General features: G+C 66.1%; 13 protein-coding genes. 3 read left to right on the top strand and 10 right to left on the bottom strand.

From position 1 onward, the window contains the following. Nucleotides 1-3: 3 nt before the first annotated feature. The 4 genes from gspD to DGN21_RS03505 form a co-directional block, all read right to left on the bottom strand. Nucleotides 4-2,085 (bottom strand): type II secretion system secretin GspD, encoded by a 2,082-nt coding sequence (gene gspD / locus DGN21_RS03520; protein WP_160955184.1) that lies wholly within the window; start codon nt 2,083-2,085, stop codon nt 4-6. Next, nucleotides 2,082-2,894 carry a type II secretion system protein N gene (locus DGN21_RS03515; RefSeq protein WP_160955183.1) on the bottom strand — a complete coding sequence of 271 codons (813 nt, stop codon included), beginning with the start codon at nt 2,892-2,894 and terminating at the stop codon, nt 2,082-2,084. Before DGN21_RS03515 ends, gspD begins: the two co-directional genes overlap by 4 nt. A gap of 158 nt (nt 2,895-3,052) precedes the next feature. Then, nucleotides 3,053-5,707, bottom strand: a complete 2,655-nt coding sequence (locus tag DGN21_RS03510) for a TonB-dependent receptor (RefSeq protein WP_054591904.1) — start codon at nt 5,705-5,707, stop codon at nt 3,053-3,055. 79 nt (nt 5,708-5,786) lie between these two features. Next, a complete protein-coding gene (locus DGN21_RS03505; protein ID WP_184551415.1) occupies nt 5,787-7,265 on the bottom strand; it encodes a hypothetical protein in 1,479 nt (492 codons plus the stop codon). A gap of 189 nt (nt 7,266-7,454) precedes the next feature. On the opposite strand from DGN21_RS03505, the gene DGN21_RS03500 reads away from it, so the two are divergent. Further along, nucleotides 7,455-8,315, top strand: a complete 861-nt coding sequence (locus DGN21_RS03500) for a 2OG-Fe(II) oxygenase (RefSeq protein ID WP_160955181.1) — start codon at nt 7,455-7,457, stop codon at nt 8,313-8,315. A 312-nt stretch (nt 8,316-8,627) separates the two neighbouring features. Further along, entirely contained in the window at nt 8,628-10,673 is a 2,046-nt protein-coding gene (locus tag DGN21_RS03495) for a TonB-dependent receptor (protein WP_184577070.1), read from the top strand. Between the two features lie 232 nt (nt 10,674-10,905). Here DGN21_RS03495 and DGN21_RS03490 read toward each other — a convergent pair whose 3' ends face one another. Then, nucleotides 10,906-11,319 (bottom strand): VanZ family protein, encoded by a 414-nt coding sequence (locus DGN21_RS03490; RefSeq protein ID WP_026063984.1) that lies wholly within the window; start codon nt 11,317-11,319, stop codon nt 10,906-10,908. Then, a complete protein-coding gene (locus DGN21_RS03485) occupies nt 11,307-12,560 on the bottom strand; it encodes an SAM-dependent methyltransferase (RefSeq protein WP_024939666.1) in 1,254 nt (417 codons plus the stop codon). Before DGN21_RS03485 ends, DGN21_RS03490 begins: the two co-directional genes overlap by 13 nt. On the opposite strand from DGN21_RS03485, the gene DGN21_RS03480 reads away from it, so the two are divergent. Beyond that, nucleotides 12,559-13,296, top strand: coding sequence for a pteridine reductase (locus tag DGN21_RS03480; protein ID WP_184516089.1), 738 nt, complete (start codon nt 12,559-12,561; stop codon nt 13,294-13,296). The genes DGN21_RS03485 and DGN21_RS03480 overlap by 2 nt on opposite strands. 12 nt (nt 13,297-13,308) lie before the next feature. On the opposite strand, the gene folK is transcribed toward DGN21_RS03480, so the two are convergent. The 4 genes from folK to DGN21_RS03460 all read right to left on the bottom strand — a co-directional run bounded on the left by folK (nt 13,309) and on the right by DGN21_RS03460 (nt 17,668). Continuing rightward, nucleotides 13,309-13,821: a 2-amino-4-hydroxy-6-hydroxymethyldihydropteridine diphosphokinase gene (gene folK / locus DGN21_RS03475; protein WP_184432155.1), complete on the bottom strand. Its 513-nt coding sequence runs from the start codon at nt 13,819-13,821 to the stop codon at nt 13,309-13,311. Nucleotides 13,822-13,913: 92 nt separating this feature from the next. Then, on the bottom strand, nt 13,914-15,416 hold the full coding sequence (locus tag DGN21_RS03470) for a hybrid sensor histidine kinase/response regulator (RefSeq protein WP_024939668.1): 1,503 nt from the start codon (nt 15,414-15,416) through the stop codon (nt 13,914-13,916). A gap of 3 nt (nt 15,417-15,419) precedes the next feature. After that, entirely contained in the window at nt 15,420-15,860 is a 441-nt protein-coding gene (locus tag DGN21_RS03465) for a response regulator (RefSeq protein ID WP_016900854.1), read from the bottom strand. Further along, on the bottom strand, nt 15,857-17,668 hold the full coding sequence (locus DGN21_RS03460; RefSeq protein WP_024939669.1) for an ATP-binding protein: 1,812 nt from the start codon (nt 17,666-17,668) through the stop codon (nt 15,857-15,859). Before DGN21_RS03460 ends, DGN21_RS03465 begins: the two co-directional genes overlap by 4 nt. Nucleotides 17,669-17,887 lie beyond the last annotated feature (219 nt).

The raw sequence follows: 17,887 nt of genomic DNA, 5'->3' as shown, positions 1-17,887 counted from the left end.
GCATCAGCGCTGCGCGGGACGCGCGCCGGGCGCAGGCGTTGTTGCCGGTGCGGGTACGGCCGACGATGGCGCGGCCGGCAGCTGCGGCGGCTGCGCACGCAGGTAGTCGCGCACCAGCGCATCGAGCGCGGCTTCCGGGTCGCCATCGGCCAACTGGCGATCGCGCAGATAGGTGTAGCGCGGCGCGGTCATGCGCTGCGCATCGGCCGCGTCGCGGATGATGGTCGGGCGGATGAATACCATCAGATTGGTCTTGTCGCGATTGCGCGACTTGTGCCGGAACAGCGCTCCCAGCCCAGGCACATCGCCCAGCAGCGGCACCTTCTCCACGGTCTGCCGGTCGTTCTGGTCGAGCAGGCCGCCGAGCGCGACGATGGCGCCGTTTTCCACCACCACGCGGGTTTCGATCTGGCGCTTGTTGAACACCAGCTCCGACGACTGCGCGCTGACCGGCCCGGCAATCGCCGAGACTTCCTGCTTGATCGCCAGAGTGATGCCGCCGGCGGTATTGATCTGCGGGCGCACTTCCAGCTCCACGCCCACGTCCTGGCGCTGGATGGTGCGGAACGGGTTGTCGTTGGCCGCGCCCAGCACTTCACCGGTGGTGATCGGCACTTCCTGCCCGACCAGGATGCGCGCCTGCTCGTTGTCCAGGGTCATGATCGACGGGGTCGACAACAGGTTGGAGCCGGTGTCGCTCTTGACCGCATCGATGATCATGCCGAACACCGCATCGTTGCTCTGGCCGGCCAGCCCGATCAGGCCGCCGCTCAGGCCCAGCAGCGATTGCGCGGCCACATTGCGCGCCTGTTCCAGCACCGAATCGTCGTCGCCGTTGTTGCTGCGCGTGCCGGCCGCTGCCGCGGCCAATGGCACGATGCCCGGCGAGGCGCCGCTGTACTGCGTGGCAATCAACGGCACCGTGCCATTGCGCCCGGCCAACAGCAGCTGCACACCCAGACGCTTGGCGGCGGTGTCGGAGATCTCCACCACGATCGCTTCGACCAGCACCTGCTCGCGATGCACGTCCAGCTGACGGATCACATCCATCAAGGCACGCTGGGTTTCCGGGTCGGCATTGATGATCAAGGCGTTGGAGCCGGGGTAGCGCACGATCACCGGGCGCTTGCCGGCGGCCGGTGTGATCACCTGCGTCTGTGCAGCGCCCGTAGCGCCGGCGGCCACATCCACCGCGCTGGAGCGCGTGTCCTGCCCGGGCTGTGCCTCGTTGCCCGGGGTCTGCCCGACCAGCTGCTGCAACACCGGCAACAACTGCTCGGCGCTGGCATGCTGCAGCCGCACCACGCTGACATCACCGCGACGTTCGGCGCGCCCGTCCAGATCCACCGCGGTGCGCACCACCCGCTGCACCAGCGCCGGGTCGCCGCGCACGATCAGCGAATTGCTGCTTTCCACCGGCAGCACCGACAGCACGTTGCTGCGCTCGCCCGCCTGCCCGAACAGCGAGGTCAGCGTGCGCGCCAGTTCCTGCGCGGAGCTATTGCGCAAGCTCACCGTGTCGATCGCCGCGCGGTCGGTGTCGATCTGCGCGACCAGGCCACGCACGCGGCGCAGGTTATCGGCGTAGTCGGCAATCAACAGGCTGTTGCCCTGCGGCATCGCCATGATCACGCCGCCGCGCCCGATCAAGGGCTTGAGGATCTCCGCGGCACTGCGCGCATCCACGCGTTGCAGGGTGAACACCTGCGTGGCAAATCCCAGGTTGCCGTTGGCGGCGCTGGCCGGCTGCTGTGCAGCGGTATCGTCGGGAATGATGCGATAGGTCGACGGCCCACTGGACACCGCGATCAAGCCATTGGCACGCAAGACCGCCAGCAGCATGCCGAGCAGATCCTGTTCCGACATCGCCTGCGCACGCGCCACGTTGACCGTGCCCTGCACGCGCGTGTCCACGATGAAGGTGATGCCGGTGGCACGCGACACATCCTGGATGAAGGCGCGCAGGTCCACATCCTGCAGGCGTACGGCCGGCGCATCGGCGGCATGCAGCGACAGCATCGGCACCGCCGGCAGGGCAAGCAACAACGTGGCCGAAAACAGCCATCTGGGGCGGGCAGCAGTCATTGCGGGCGCTTCAAGGTCATGGTGTGGGTCTGGCCGTCGCGGCGGTAGGTCAGCGTGGCCGCCTGGCCATCGCGCAGTTCGTCCTGCAGCTCGCGCAGGTGTTCGGCATCGAGCGTGCGGCCATTGAGTTGGGTCAATACATCGCCCGGCGCCAGGCCGGCCTGGCGCAGCAGCGCACCATCGCCGCGCGGCATCACGGTGAAGCCGCTGCCGTCTTCGCTTGCACGCAGCCCGGCGGTGGTGAGCAGTTGTTGCGGGTCAACGGCCGCCGCCGTGGCCGTGCCAGCCGCAGTGCCGACATTCGACGTCACCGCAGGTGCGCCGCCCGCTGCTGCAGTCGTGGTCGTTGCCGGCGATGTGGCCGCCGCAGACGCGGTGGATTCCACCAAGGCCAGACGTCGCACGCCGCTACCGGTACGCAGCAGCACGTGATCGCTCGCGATCGCCTGCACCGTCACCCCAGCCACCACGCCATCGCCAATGCGATACGCCCCCTGCCTGCCGTCGCCGTTGCTCAGGAACGCAGCCGCTTGCGCGCCACCCGCGCGTACGCCATGCAACACGATGCCGTCGCTATTCGCCTCCGCAACGCTGCGATAGAACACATCGCGGCGCAGTGCCGGCAATTCCGCCTGTGCAGGCGTGGCGACCTGGGCGGTGCCCAACGGACCGATCGGGGTGATCATCACCCACACCACGCGCGCACACTGCAGCGCGAGCAAGGCCAGCAGCACGCAGGCCAGTGCACTGCGGCCGCGCGCCGACATCAGGGGTTTCAAGGAGGGCAAAGCGCGCTGCAAAGCGGACATCCGTCTCAGGATTGCGGTCGGATGACAGAATGCGGCAGCAATGTGTCAGTTCGAAGAAAGTGATGACACAGGCCGACACACGGCGACACAGACCCAGATGCAAACGCCCGCCATGCGAGGCAGGGCGGGCGTTTGCGATACCGGCAGCGGGCGTCGAATCAGAAGCGCGCTGTCACACTCAGGTCATACGTCACGCCGGGCTGGTACTCGTACAGGTCCACCCGATTGCTGCCCAGGCTCTGATATTCCTGGTACTTGGTCTTGAGCAGGTTGCGTGCGGCAAAGTTCAACGACAGCGTATTGCCCGACCACACCAGGCCCTTCTTGATCACCAGATCCAGCGAGGTGCCGGGCTTGTCGATGTAATCCGGTTGCCCCGGCCGGCCACGCGCGGACACCCGCTCGCCGACATAGTTGGCGATCAAGGTGGCCTGGCTATGGGTGCTCTCGCTTTCCACACCGATCTGCAGGTTGGCGATGTCATCGGACTGCCCCTGCAAGGCCGAGCCATCGCGGATGAACAAGGTCGCCTGCACCGGTGCGGTGAAGCCGAACGGCTGCACGGTGTCGCCATCGCTGGCACTCACCTCCGACTTGGTGCGCGTGTAGTTGCCGGACACGAACACCCGCTTGTCGCCCCACCAGTCGGCCGCGATCGGCAGGTCCAGATATTTCTTGGCCTCCAGCTCGATGCCGTACAAGGTGGCCTCGGGCGCATTGATGAAGCTCTGCACGATGCCGCCGCCGGGCGCATCGTTGACGATGGCTTCGATCGGCTTGTCGATGCTCTTGTAGAACGCGCCGACGGTGAAATACTCGCCCGGCTCGAAGAACCACTCGTACCGCGCATCCAGGTTGACCAGCTCGCTATCGACCAGGAACGGGTTGCCGAAGAACTGGCGATCGATATCCGGGTCCAGATACTGCTGCGGCGCCATCTCGCGGAACTGCGGGCGCGCGATGGTCTTGGACGCACCAAAGCGCAGCTGCTGGTTCTCGGCAAAGTTCCAGGTCACCGTGGCCGATGGCAGCGCGTAGCTGTTCTCCAGCGGTGCCACGCTGTCCTGGCGTACGCCAGTGAAGATGTCGTACGGATGCACCGCCTGGGTGGCGTCTTCGTAGCGCACACCGACGGTGGCGCGCAGGGTCGGCACGATCTCGCCCTCGGCCTGCAGATACGCCGCCTTGACCTTCAGGGTCGCATCGTACGCGGCCGCACCGAAGCTGCCGGTGGTCTCGCGCAGGCGCAGCAGATCGTTGCTGAGGTTGTAATCGGAGATCAGGTAATCCACACGCTGGAACTGGTTGTAGAACGGCAGCGGGCCGTCCAGCGCCAGGAAGCGGAACTCGCGGCTCCACGCGCTGCGATCGTTGTCCAGATAGGCCAGACCGCCCTTGACGGTGAAGTCGTGCTCGATCGGCAAACGCCAGGTCACATCCACCCCGCCGCTGGCCACCTTGTCGTCGACCTTGCTGAAGCGGGTGTAGTTCTGCACGCGCGAGGCATCGTGCGCCCAATAGCCATCGAGCAACTCGTAGCGGATGCCGGTCTCGTACGGCACATCGCGGCTGGCATTGGCCACCGCTGCGCGCCATTCGATCTTGAGATCGTCGTACTCGCCGAACGCGTGCGTGCCGCGCAGCTGGTTGTTGATCAGCTGGCGCTCGTACCACTCGGTGTTGTCGTCGCGCACATCGAAACCGGCCAGCTCATCGCGGCCGGCACGGCTGCGCGCCACCTTCAAAGCATCGTGCACATACAAGGTGGTCCAGCCGATGGTGTGGCGGCCGTACTCCCAGCCCAGGCCCAGCATGCCGTTGGTGCGCACGTTGTTGCGGGTGGTGGCGAAGTCGTAGTTGGAATTGAACTCGACCGTATCGCCGACAAAGATGCCGTCCTGCTGCTTGCCGGTGCGCGTGCGCCACTCGTTGTCGTAGCTGGCCACCGCGATGATGCCCAGCTTGGCCTCGCCCACGTCCATGCTGTAACCAGCACTGCCGCCGACATTGACGTCCGGGGCGATGCTGTCCTTTTCCTGCAGCACATACAGGTTGGCGTCGTTCAAGCTGCGGCCGATACGGCGGATGTCCTCGCGCGAGAAACTGCCCAGATCCACGCGCCGGCCGCTCTGGATCGCATCGCGCAACGCGGCAGGCTGCTTGCGGGTGCCATCGTCGTAGCCCCATTCGTCATCGCCGGAGCCGTAATAGGTCAGGCCTTTTTCGCCGGTGCTGACACTGTTGACGCCGCCACCTACAGTCAGCGACAGGAACGGTTTGTCCGGCACCGCCATCGACTGCAGATCGATCACGCCACCGCCAAATTCGCCCGGATAATCGGCCGAATAGGTTTTCTGCACAGTCACGCTGGCCAGCACGTCGCTGGGGAACAGATCCAGCGGCACCACGCGCTGCATCGGCTCGGGGCTGGGCAACGGCGAGCCGTTGAACAATGCCGACGAATAACGCTCGCCCAGGCCGCGCACATACACATACTTGCCGCGCGACAGGCTCAGCCCGGTGACACGCGTCAGCGCTACCGCCGCGCTGCTGTCGCCGGTGCGCTCCATGTCCTCACGGGTGACGAACGATGCCACCTCCGAGGTCTGCAGCATCGGCTCGGGAATGTACTCGCCGCGCACCACGACCTGGTCGAGTTGCTTGGGCGCACTGGTGGCGGTGCTGCTACTGCCGCTGGCAGAGCCGGCATCGGTGGTGGTCGACTGCGCCAGCGCAGCGCCGGAAAACAGCAAGGTGGAAATGGAAAGAGACAGGCCCGTCCGCGAGAGACGGGCGACAGCGGAGGTTCGCATCGTGGGAGCCCTGGCAACTGAAGAATGAAGCTGGACGCATCGCAAGGCAGCCGCGTTGGCTGCCTTGCGATGCTGTGCCTCAGCAGGGACGATCGGCGGTCAGGCCGCAGGTCCAGCCCTGCCACCAGGTGTCGTTGGCATCGCGCACGCCACCGATGTAGTTCACCTGCTGGAAGAAGCTGCTCACCCCGTTCAAGCCCTGGAAGGCCGGCACGGCGCTTTCGTTGGCGCCATTGACGAAGGTGTTCTGCAACGTGGACACGCCGTTGGTGACGTTGTTGGTGCCGGCCGCGAACTGGGTGGCCGCACGCGCGTCGCTGCCGAAGGCCGTCGGGCAGGCGAAGAACACCGAGTTGAAGGTCCCGAGCGTGTCGGCATCGGCCAGGTTGAAGCACACCAGGCCATCACCGCTGCCACCGGCCGGACGCGTGACGACCGAGTTGTAGAACGCGGCCTGCGTGCCCTGGTTGAGCATGATCGCCGCACCGGCGCGCGCATTGCCCACGTAGGTGAAGTTGGCCACCTTCGGGCGCGAATACGGCTGACGGCGCAGGCTGCTCCACTCGTTCATGCGGTCGCCGCCACCGGCGCGCTGCACCACGATGCCGAACTGCAGGGCGCCGTTCCAGCCGGCGTCGGTATCCAGCGAATCGTCGTCGGCGCCGGTGATCACGATGTGGCTGCCGTTGACGGTGCCACCGAACCATTCGATACCGTCGTCGGAGCTATTGTGGATCTGCACATGATCCAGGCGCGTGCCGCTGCCCACGCCGGCCAGGGTGATGCCCTGCAGCTCGTTGTTGGGCGAAATTTCGAAGCCCGAATACATCACCCGCAGGTAGCGCATGGAGCCGCTGTTGTCGGTGGCGCTGTTGCCGCCGTAGAACGCATTGGTACCTTCCACCTGCGCCTGGCATTCCGGCGTACCGGAGACCGTGGTGCCCGGGCAGTTGTTGATGGCCGCACGGCCCAGCACCACGATGCCGCCCCACAAGCCGATGGTGTTGGCGCTGACCTGGCCCTCCAGCGCCTGGCGCGCGGTGAACACGATCGGGGCGGTGGCGCTGCCTTCGGCAAAGATCTGCGAACCGCGGTTGACCACGATGTAGTCGCTACCCGCCGAACCGAACAGGGTCACGCCCGGCTCGATGGTCAGGATGCCCTGCGTGCTGCCGGCGGCCGGTGCGATGGCGTTGCCGCCGCGGTCGGTGCCCACGTTGACGCGTCCGCTGATCGAATACGCCGTGCCCGCACGTGCCGGCACCACCAGGTTGCCGTTGATGGTGTCCGGCAGCTGGCAGGCGCGCAGCGTGTTGTTGGCGATGGTGCCGACGTTGGAGAAACCGGTCGGGCAATCGGCGGCCGGGCCGGTCGGTGCCGGAGCGGGCGTCGGTGCAGGCGTGGGCGCCGGGGTCGGTGCGGGAGCCGGCGTCGGTGCCGGCGGAAATGCGCCCTCGCCGGGCGAGGCGACACGATCGGCACCACCACCGCAGGCCGACAAGGCCAGCGCGGTACCAAAGGTCATGAGAAGTGTCTTGCTGCTATTGCGAACGGACATGCGGCTGATCTCCAGGTCAAGGAAGGTCCGGTATGAAGAGGAGTCGTCAAGAATTGGTTGCGTTCCGCTCACTGCAGTGGCGAGCACGTTCAAGATCCCCGTCACTTTTATAGGGGCTGTCTGTTTCATTTGTCTTACGACGACACAATTGACACATGCCTGCCACACATTGACATGCACTGTAGGAGGATGACTCCGCCTCCCATCCCCGCTGCCCTGGGCGACTGGATCATTGCGCAGGCAATGGCCGGCCAGCCGCCCGAACAAGCGCTACAGCCGCTCCTGGATCAGGGCTGGAACGAACAGGACGCCATCGATGCAGTCGAGGCCCTGCTGCGCGACCACATCCACCAGCACGCGCAGACGCATGGCCTGCCGGTGCCGGTGCGCGTGCCGGCAGTGCTGCAGCACAACGATGCCTCGTTGCTGGACCTGGGCGATCGCCAGGTGCGCGTGCTGGTCAGCCTGTTGCTGCCGCGCGTGGTGGTGCTGGACGATTTCCTGTCCGATGCCGAATGCGAGGCATTGATCGCACTGGCGCAGCCACGCCTGGCGCGTTCGCGCACGGTGGACAACGACAACGGCGCGCAGATCGTGCATGCCGCACGCACCAGCCACAGCATGTGCCTGCAGCTGGGGCAGGATGCGCTGTGCCAACGCATCGAAGCACGCATCGCCCGCCTGCTCGACTGGCCCGTGGACCACGGCGAAGGACTGCAGGTGTTGCGCTATGCCACCGGCGCCGAGTATCAACCGCACTACGATTACTTCGACCCCGCGGCCGCCGGCACGCCGGTGTTGCTGCAGGCCGGCGGCCAACGCGTCGCATCGCTGGTGATGTATCTCAACACGCCGGAACGCGGCGGCGCCACGCGCTTTCCCGATGCGCACCTGGACGTTGCCGCCGTCAAAGGCAATGCGGTGTTCTTCAGCTACGACCGCCCGCATCCAATGACACGCAGCCTGCATGCCGGCGCACCGGTCCTGGCCGGCGAAAAGTGGGTGGCGACCAAGTGGTTACGCGAACGCGCGGTACGCATGCCCGGCTAACGCTCTGCAGAACACCGGCATCAGCGGCCGGCACGTACCGACGCGACCGCCCCCCCTGCCGCCTGCCACCCAAGCCTGTTGCACCAGGCCAGCCACGCCTGGTCACCGGAGCTGCTGCCGGCCTCCAATCCTGCTGATCGCAGCCACCGCTGAGCGCGGTGCGAAGCGCTCTGGCTGCCGCGATCCAGCCCCCGGCAGCGCACGCGCACCGCGAGCGCCCTGCGGCTCGGATCGAAGATTTGTCATTTATGTTATAATATTGCAAAAGATGCCACATTCGGTTTCCCACTTCGCATTGGTGCTGTCCGATCCATGAAGATCCACATTCTCGCGGCGGCCGTCGGCGCCGTTCTGCTGCTCCCTGAGGCACGCGCACAGTCGTCCGATTCGGCGCTGACGCTCGGCAAGGTCGATGTCCACCAGCATGGCGAAGGCCAACTCACCGCGCATCAGGTACTGACCTCGGTGGACGTGCTGGGGGCCGATCAGATTGAGGACAAAAACGTGTCCTATAGCTGGGAGCTGCTCGGGCAGATGCCCGGCATCCAGCTCACCGAAACCCGGCAAGGCGCCGAATCGGGCAAGGTCAGCTTTCGCGCCTTCAACGGCGAGGGTTACCTCAATGCGATCAAGACGCTGATCGACGGCATCCCCAGCAACGTCAACAGTGGCAACCAGCGCTTCATCGACATGCTGTTCCCGCTGGAAATCAATTACATCGAAGTGGTGCGCGGCACCAATGATCCGCGCTACGGCCTGCACAATATCGGCGGCAACATCAATTTCGGCACGCGCCAGGGCGGCAGTTACACCGACGCGCGCCTGACCTACGGCAGCTTCAACACCCGCGATGCGCAGCTGGCCGTGGGACGCGAACGCGACGGGTTTGCGCAGAACTATTTCGTCGGCGTGCAGGCCTCCGATGGCTACCGCGACCACGACACCTCCAGCAAGTATTCGTTGGGCGGCAAATGGTTCTACGGCAACCTCGACGACGGCATGCGCATCGGCCTGACCGCACGCGTCTATCACAACCAGGCCGACGAACCCGGCTTCATGACCGCAGCGGAAATGCAGGCAGACCGTCGCAGTTCGGACCTGCGCAACCGCAACGACGGCGACGACCGCGACATGCGCCAGTTCGGCGTCCATCTGGATCTAAAGCTGGCAGACGGGCTGTTTTTCGGCACCAAGCTTTACTCCAACCGCTATCACGACGACCGCCGGGTGACCTTCAGCGACCTGCCCACCGGCAATGCGCCACGCCAGCGCCGCATCTGGGACGAGACCCAGGTCGGCATGCTCAACACGCTGACCTGGCGCAGCAGCGACACGCTCACCCTGGAAGGCGGCATCAACTACGAGCATCAGGACAACGCCTACCGACGCGAGCGCTTCAGCTACGCCGAGCCCACCGATTTCGATGCCACGCCGGCACGCATCCAGAACGACGACCGCCACACCTTCGACAACTGGGGCGCCTACGTGCAGGCGATCTATCAGCCGACCGAGGCGCTGAAGATCGTGCCGGCCTACCGTGTGGACCGCTTCGACGGCGACACCCGACTGCCCGGCGGCGTTCGCGCGCCGCTGCAGCGCTACGGCACCATCGAGCAGCCCAAACTGAGCCTGGTCTACGCCTTCACCCCGACCACCAACGTCTATGCCAACTGGGGCCGCAGCTTCCAGGTGCTGACCGGGTCCACGGCGCCGGCTTACCTCACCGCCGGGCAGGCGGACGTCCGCCCATCCACCAATACCGGCGTGGAGCTGGGCATGAAATTCAGCCCGTTCCAGGGCGGCCAGGCGCGCATTGCGGTGTGGCAACAGGATGCGGCCAACGAAGTCTCCAACATGCCCGCCACCGGCACCACCGTCACCCTGGGCAAGACACGCAGGCGTGGCGTGGATGCGCAGATCAATGCGCAGCTGGGCGACAGGTGGACGCTATGGGCATCGCACGCGTACCAGGAGGCAAAGATCGAACGCGACGACCGCGATGCCAGCGTGTCGCTGGTCGGCCGCGAAGTGGCCGCAACGCCGCGTTACATCAGCAACGTCGGCGTCGAGTACCGCCCGACCGCTGCGCTGCGCTTGGGAATGCAGGGCCGCGCGCAAGGCGACTACTATCTGGAAGAGCGCAACCTGGCCGGCAAATACGGCGGCTTCGCCACCCTGGATCTCACCGCCAGATACACCATCAATCCCGCCTGGAGCGTGGATCTGCAGGTCCGCAATGCCACCGGCCGCGAGTATGCCTACGTGTGGTACGACAGCTTCTTCTGGACGCAGGCGCAGCCAATGTTTTCGCCAGCGGCAGGGCGCCAGCTCTATCTTGGCCTGAGCATGAAGCTGTAACCCGCGCATCCACAGGCTGCGATCGACGTCTCATCCGATGATGTACGCGTGGCTGCTACCCGATGCAGCCATGCGCCGGATCCGGGACTCCACACACTGCAGGCAGCTGCCACGACATCCCGCTACCCGCTGCCGATGCGTCAATGCGTCAATGCGCCATCGCAAGTACACCGCTCGATAACGGCAGTGCCTGGCGCACACGCGCATTCGTACACGCATGCGCGCACGCAACTCAACCCCGCGCGAACAGGCGCTGGTCGATCCGCAACATCACAAGACACAACGGCGTCCACGCCAGGCACAGGCCTGCAGCAATGCCCAGCGTGTCGGCCAGCGCATCGTATGGGTCGGCGCTTCGGTTGGTGGTCAGTGCGCCTTGCGCGATCTCGATGCCAACGCCTAAAGCCACCAGACCGATGGCCGCACCAACCTGCGCGCGGCGCGTGGCAAACAACTGCACCGCGCCCCAGCACAACAGCGCGAAGGTCAAAAAGTGCTCGGCCTTGTCGCTGTTATCCGGCAGCTCCGGAATCTCCGGAGGCGGCCCCAGGCAGACCGCGATCACCACCACGATCGCAGCGATCCACAACCCCACCCACAACCGCGGCCGATGAAACGGGCGCAGCGTCTGCGTCACAGCCGCCACGTGAGATCGCCCGCCAGAAATGCCGGCGCAAAATCGACATCGCGCGCAAAACCCATCACCTGGAAGCGCTCGCCCATTTCGCTGGGCAAGGTCAGCCGCTTGATTTGCTCGCGCAGCCGCATGCGCCCTACTTCGTCGGTGCGCGTGTCGGCCTGCGCCAACAACGCATCCAGGCCATTGCCGAGCAGAAAACTCGCCTGCGTGCAGTAGCCGGCCAACTCGAAACCGGCTCCGGTGCCGGCCTCGGCCAACGCGGTGAAGTCCACCGACGCAGTCAGATCCTGCAGGCCCGGCCAGCGATACAAATCCTCATGCATACGATGGCGATAGAACGCGCGCAGGGTGCCGTCTTCGCGCTGCGCACGATAGAACTCGCCACGCGGGTAACCGTAATCGACGAACAACATCGCGCCGCGCTTCAGACCGCCAGCCACCGCCTGGATCCAGTAAGGCAACTGCGGCAGCAGCTCGGAGCGATAACCATCGGCGAAGGGCTGCTCCAGATAACGTTCCAGATGCCGCACCGCCGCGCCCAGCAAGGCATCGGCCGGCTGCTCGCCGCGCGCGAATTGCTGCTGCGCATCCAGCACCACGGTTTCTTCATACACCTCGCCGTCGCGCAGCGTGAAGCGCGGCGTGGGCAATGCGTCGATCACTTCGTTGGCGAACAGCACCCCGTCCCAATCGTCCGGGAACGGCCCGTCCAGCCACTCCACCAGATCGAACACCGGCGGGATCAGGCTGCGTCCCAACCGCTCGCGCTGACGCTCGCGCAGGTCGGCACTGGGCTCCAGGATCGCGTAGCGCTCCGGCAGCGCATCCAGCTCGAGCAGGCGCTTGAGCGTGACTTCGGCAAAGGCACCGCTGCCGCCGCCCACTTCCAGCACGCGCGCCTGCGGCCCGAGCTGCTGCAGCACCGGTGCCAGCGCCCCGGACACGGTGGCCGCGAACAACGGCCCCAGCTCCGGTGCGGTGACGAAATCGCCAGCCTCGCCGAACTTGCTGGAGCCGGCGCTGTAATAGCCCAGACCCGGCGCGTACAACGCCAGCTCCATGAAACGCGAGAATGGAATCGCACCACCGGCGGCGGCGATCTCGGCGCGCAGATGCGCGGCCAGCCGGTCGCTATGCGCCAGGGCGTCCGGATCGGGAGTAGGAAGGTCGGCGTGCATGCGGGCACCGGTTGCGGGGACAATGCACAGGATAGCCGAGCCCTTTGCAACGCCGAGCGAGTACGCCATGACAGACAGTTCCAAGGTGGTGTTGATCACCGGTGCAGGTCGCCGGATCGGCGCGCAGATCGCCACCACGCTGCATGCGGCCGGCTACCGCGTCGCCCTGCATGCGCACCGCTCCGGCGAGGCGCTCGGCGCGCGTGTAGCGGAGCTCTGCGCCCTGCGCGCCGGTAGTGCACAGGCCTTGCACGCCGATCTGCGCCTGCCGGAGGCACCGGCGCAGCTGGTCGCCGACTGCATCGCCGCGTTCGGCCGCCTGGATGGCGTGGTCAACAATGCCTCCGCGTTCTACCCCACCGCGCTCGGCGCAGCGACAGCCGCGCAATGGGACGAGTTGTTCGCAGTCAATGCACGCGCACCGTTCTTCATCGCCCAGGCTGCCGCCGCGCAGCTGCGCCAGCACCGCGGCGCCATCGTCAACATCACCGACCTGCACGCGCAGCAGCCGATGCGCAATCACCCGCTGTACGGCGCGTCCAAGAGTGCGCTGGAAATGCTGACCCGCTCGCTCGCGCTGGAGCTGGCACCGGAGGTACGCGTCAACGCGGTCGCGCCCGGCGCGATCCTGTGGCCGGAGCAAGGCAAATCCGCAGCGGCCATGCAGGCGCTGCTCGCACGCACGCCGCTGGCCCGCATCGGCACGCCGGAGGAAATCGCCGAGGCGGTGCGCTGGCTGCTGGACGACGCCGGCTTCGTCACCGGCCACACCCTGCATGTGGACGGCGGCCGCCAGCTCAGTTGAGCTGCAACGGCGCTAGCGCGCCACATCCAGCGCCGGGGCCGCATCCAGCGCCACCGTCGTGAACGCGATGCCGTGCTGCGGGTGCGCCTGCCACAGCGCGGCCAGGGTCTGCCCGCTCAGCGGGTCGACAAAGTCGGGTGCGATATCGGCCAGCGGCTTCAACACGAAGGCATGCTTGAGCTCGGGCCGCGGGATGCGCAGATGACCGGGGCCTTCGATGATGCAATCGCCGAAGAACACCACATCCACGTCCAGCGTGCGGTCGCTGAAACGCGGGCCGCTGCGATCGCGGCCGTGCGCATCTTCCAGCGCATGCAGCCAATGATCCAGCGCAGCCAGCTCCATGTCCGTGTCCAGCGCCACGGCGTTGTTGACGAAGTCCGGCCCGTCGAAGCCCACCGCCGGCGTGCGGTACGCCGGCGAGACGGCAAGCTGGCCGAAGCGTGCGCGCAAGGCGTCGACGGCCAGGCGCAGGTAGTGGGTCGGCTGGACGTTGCTGCCGAGGCTGAGAAGCACGGTGGTCATGCGTTATTCGCGCATGCGGCCAGCGTGGGCGTCAACTGTTGCAATCGTGCCGCATCTGAGCCTGCCCGCCCGCAGCGCGCCAGATACTGGCCTCAGGCCGCTTCCAGCGCATGCGCCACCGCGCGGAACACCCGGCGCATTTCCAGTGGTTTGCGCAGCACATGCACCGGGATATCCGGCGGGAAGTGCGAACGTTGCAGCGGCGCGCCGACATCCTCGAGCACGATCGCCGGGCCGTGGTAGCCCAGCTCCTGCATGCTCAACAACACGCTCACCGCCGAGAGCTGGATGATGTCGCTGTCGATGATCACCAGGTCCGGCATCGCGTGCTGCTGCACCAGTTGCAGCGCCGCCGCGCCGTCGGTGGCCAGCTGCGGTTGATAGCCCTGGCTGGACAAGGCATTGCCCAGCAGCGACAGGCGCGTGGCCTCGCCATCCACCAGCAGGATGCGCTGCCCATGCCCCAACGCCAGCGGCGGCTCGGTGTCGGCAATCGTCACTGCGGCCGCACGCATCGGCACGATCATGTCGAACCGCGTGCCCTCGCCCAGGCGGCTGTCGACCACGATGCTGCCGCCGTAGCTTTCGACGATGCGCTTGCAGGAAATCAGCCCCAGGCCGGTGCCATCGGCCTTGGTGGTGAAGAACGGACTGAACAGGCGTGCGCGGGTATCCTCGTTCATGCCCACGCCGGTGTCGGCCACGCTCATGCGCACGCGCGTGCCGTCGTGGCGATCGGCCGACAGGGTCAGCATCCCGCCGCCCGGCATCGCCTGGATCGCGTTCAGGCCCAGGTTGAGCAGGCATTGCTGCAACTCGGTGTAGTTGGCCTCGATGGTCAGGTCCAGCGGGATCGTGTCCATCTGCAGGCGCACGCCGTCGGGCAGGCTGCTCTTGAGCAGCATCTGCACGGCCTGGAACAGGCTGGCGATCGACACCTGCTCGCGCGGCTTGTTGGAGCCACGCACGAACGAGAGCATCGACTCGGCCATCTCGTGCCCGCGCCGGCCGCACTCGGCCACCACGTTGGCCAGCTGGCGCAGCTGCGGATCGTCGGTGCGTCCGGCCAGCAGGTCGGGCACGATCAGCAACGGCTGCAGGATGTTGCGCAGGTCGTGGCTCAACCCGGCCGCCAGCATTGCCAGGCTTTCCAGCCGCTGCGCGCGCATCAGCTCGCTCTCCACGCGCTGGCGTTCCAGGTCGGCGCGCGCCTCGCGGATCGCGCGGATCACCGCGCTCGGCAGACGGGTCGGATTGTGCTTGATGATGTAGTCGTTGGCGCCGTCCTGCAGCGCCTTGACCGCGGTCTCCTCGCCCATGGTGCCGGAGACGAAAATGAAGGGCGTGGCGCCGCTCTGGCGCACCAGGCGCAGCGCCTGATGGCCGGAAAAACCGGGCATGCTCAGGTCCGACAGCACGATGTCCGGCTGGAATTCATCCAGTGCGGCACGCAACGACGGCTCGCTGTCCACACGCTCGAACGCCGCATCCAGCCCGGCATCGAGCAGCTGATCGGACAACAGCTCGGCGTCTTCCGGTGAATCTTCCACCAGAAGGATCTTCAGCTGCTCCAGTTTGCCCCCCTCTTGCAGCATGGGTCAGTCCAGCTCCGGTGCCTGATTGATGACCGCCCAGAAGGTGCCGAGCGTCTTGACTGCGTTGAAGAACTGATCCACGTCCACCGGCTTGACCACGTAGGCATTCACGCCCAGGTCCCAGCTGCGGGCAAGATCGCTCTCCTCGCGCGAGGACGACAGGATCACCACCGGCAGGCGCTTGAGCGACTCCTCGCTGCGGATCTGCTTGAGCACTTCCAGCCCGTCCAGGCGCGGCATCTTGATGTCCAGCAGCAACACCGCCGGCAGGCCTTCCTCGCGATCGGCGAAGATGCCCCGACGCAACAGATAGTCCATGGTCTCCACGCCGTCCTCGACGTGCACGATGGGATTGGCCAGGCGGGCTTCGCGCAGCGCGTCGACGGCCATTTCCGCATCGGCCGGGCTGTCTTCTGCCAGAAGAATGGTACGGATGGCGGTCATACATTGAACTCTTGGTTGGGCGCTTCAAGCGCAGGAGGAAGCACAAAATAGAACGTGGCGCCTTCGTCGACCGCGCCTTCGGCCCAGACCCGGCCGCCGTGACGCGTCAGCACACGCCGCACGCTGGCCAGGCCGATACCGGTCCCGGGATATTCGCTGGCCTTGTGCAGGCGCTGGAACACGCCGAACAACTTGGCGCTGTATTCCATGTCGAAGCCGGCGCCATTGTCGCGCACGCTGAACTGGTGGCCGCCGTCGGCCATCGGCGTATAGGTGACCTCGATCCTGGCCACCTCGCGCTTGGTGCTGTATTTCACCGCGTTGCCGAGCAGGTTCATCCATAGCTGGCGCATCATGTTCTCGTCGGCCACCAGCACCGGCAACGGCGCGATATGCCAGTCCACACGGTGGCCGGTGTTCTCGCTCTGCACGTTGGAATCCAGGATCGCGCGGGTTTCCGACACCAGCGACTGCATGTCCACCGCCTGCAACCGCAGCGCGCTGCGGCCCAGGCGCGAGTACACCAGCAGATCGTCGATCAGCGACGCCATGCGCCGCGCCGAGCTGCTGATCACTTCCATGTAGTGACGCGATTTCTCGTCCGCCGCATCGCCCAGGTGGCGCGCCAGCTTGTCGGAGAATCCGGCCACATGGCGCAGCGGCGCGCGCAGATCGTGCGAGACCGAATAGCTGAAGGCTTCCAGCTCGCGATTGACCTCTGACACCTGCTCCACCTTGCCTTCCATCTGCCGGTTGAGCTCCTGGATGCGCAGCTGCGAGGCCTTCTGCAGGCTGATGTCGCTGACCGTCATCAGCACCACGTCTTCGTCGCTGGTGTCCGGCAGCGGCATGCGCCGCGCGTTGATCAGCATGGTGCGCTGCACGCCATCGGCGGCGCGCTGCTCGTGTTCGTAGTCCCACAACTCGCGGCCGCGCAGCAACACGTCGGCCAGCCGCTGATGGATCTGCGCATCGCGCCAGACGCCATCGCCCACGTCCTCCAGCGGCATCGATTCGTTGCCGCGCTCGTCCAGCCCGTACAACTCGGCAAACGCCGGGTTGTGCAGCAGGATGCGCTGGCCGGAATCCAGCAGCACGATCGGCTCGCGCACGGTCTGCAGCACCGACGACGCGCGGCCGTTGGCGCGCAGGTATTCCTGTTCGGCCGCCAGGCGGCGACGGATCTGCCGCTGCAGCAACCAGGTCACCGTGCCCAGCAGCAGCAACTGCACCACCAGCGTGCCCCAGCTCAACACTGCGTAATGCGTGCGTTCGGTGTCGGCGCGCGCACTGCGCAACTCCAGCAGCTTGCCCTCGGCGTCCTGCAACTCGTCGATCAGCACGCGGATCGGGTTGTTCAGGGTCATGTCGTTGATCAGCAGACGGATCTGCTCCGGCGCGGTGGTCACCGCAATCCGCTCGGCCAGCAACAGGCGCCGCTCGATGGTGCTCTGGATACGCCCCATCCGCACCTGCTGTGCGGGGTTGTCCTTGGTCAGCACGATCAGCCGCTGCACCGCCGCCAGCGACTCGCGCCGGCCGCGCCGCATGCGCTCCAGCAGGGCCGGGCGCTGCACGCCATGCGAGCGCATCAAGGCCGCAGATTCGGTATCGCGCATCGCCGCTTCCAGGCGTTGGGCGGTCTCCTGCACCTCCTGGCTATGCGACACCCACACCGCGGCCTGGTTGGCGTTGTGCGCCATCTGCTGCAGCAGCAGCGACGGCACCACCACAATCAGAAACACGGCAACCGCCAGTAATGGCAGGCGCCAGCGATCCCATCTGTCTTCTTGGACCGTTGTCTGCATTGCTAGGTCTGTATCCGCTCGCTGCCAAGGCCCCGAAGGCAAGTCGGCATTGTCTCCGATCAGGCTCAGGATGAGATTAACGATTCAGCCTGATCACTCCCACGGCGACATAGCTGAATGGGCATATCATAAGTGCAGTAAACGTGAAAATGGCGCGAGCGACCGGCCGCCCGTCGGCGTGCCCGTCTTGCGCGCAGGCAACAAAAAAGGCGCACCCCA

This window comes from Xanthomonas sp. MLO165, assembly GCF_018831305.1.
GTDB lineage: Bacteria > Pseudomonadota > Gammaproteobacteria > Xanthomonadales > Xanthomonadaceae > Xanthomonas > Xanthomonas arboricola.
Note: the sequence above shows the minus strand (reverse complement) of the source record. Positions and strands in the feature narration are given on the sequence as shown.

Coding starts and splice junctions, on each gene's coding strand:
- DGN21_RS03460 (WP_024939669.1), bottom strand. CDS start 17,668: ATGCAGACAACGGTCCAAGAAGACAGATGGGATCGCTGGCGCCTGCCA.
- DGN21_RS03510 (WP_054591904.1), bottom strand. CDS start 5,707: ATGCGAACCTCCGCTGTCGCCCGTCTCTCGCGGACGGGCCTGTCTCTT.
- DGN21_RS03465 (WP_016900854.1), bottom strand. CDS start 15,860: ATGACCGCCATCCGTACCATTCTTCTGGCAGAAGACAGCCCGGCCGAT.
- DGN21_RS03505 (WP_184551415.1), bottom strand. CDS start 7,265: ATGTCCGTTCGCAATAGCAGCAAGACACTTCTCATGACCTTTGGTACC.
- DGN21_RS03500 (WP_160955181.1), top strand. CDS start 7,455: ATGACTCCGCCTCCCATCCCCGCTGCCCTGGGCGACTGGATCATTGCG.
- gspD (WP_160955184.1), bottom strand. CDS start 2,085: ATGACTGCTGCCCGCCCCAGATGGCTGTTTTCGGCCACGTTGTTGCTT.
- DGN21_RS03485 (WP_024939666.1), bottom strand. CDS start 12,560: ATGGCGTACTCGCTCGGCGTTGCAAAGGGCTCGGCTATCCTGTGCATT.
- DGN21_RS03495 (WP_184577070.1), top strand. CDS start 8,628: ATGAAGATCCACATTCTCGCGGCGGCCGTCGGCGCCGTTCTGCTGCTC.
- folK (WP_184432155.1), bottom strand. CDS start 13,821: ATGACCACCGTGCTTCTCAGCCTCGGCAGCAACGTCCAGCCGACCCAC.
- DGN21_RS03515 (WP_160955183.1), bottom strand. CDS start 2,894: ATGTCCGCTTTGCAGCGCGCTTTGCCCTCCTTGAAACCCCTGATGTCG.
- DGN21_RS03470 (WP_024939668.1), bottom strand. CDS start 15,416: ATGCTGCAAGAGGGGGGCAAACTGGAGCAGCTGAAGATCCTTCTGGTG.
- DGN21_RS03480 (WP_184516089.1), top strand. CDS start 12,559: ATGACAGACAGTTCCAAGGTGGTGTTGATCACCGGTGCAGGTCGCCGG.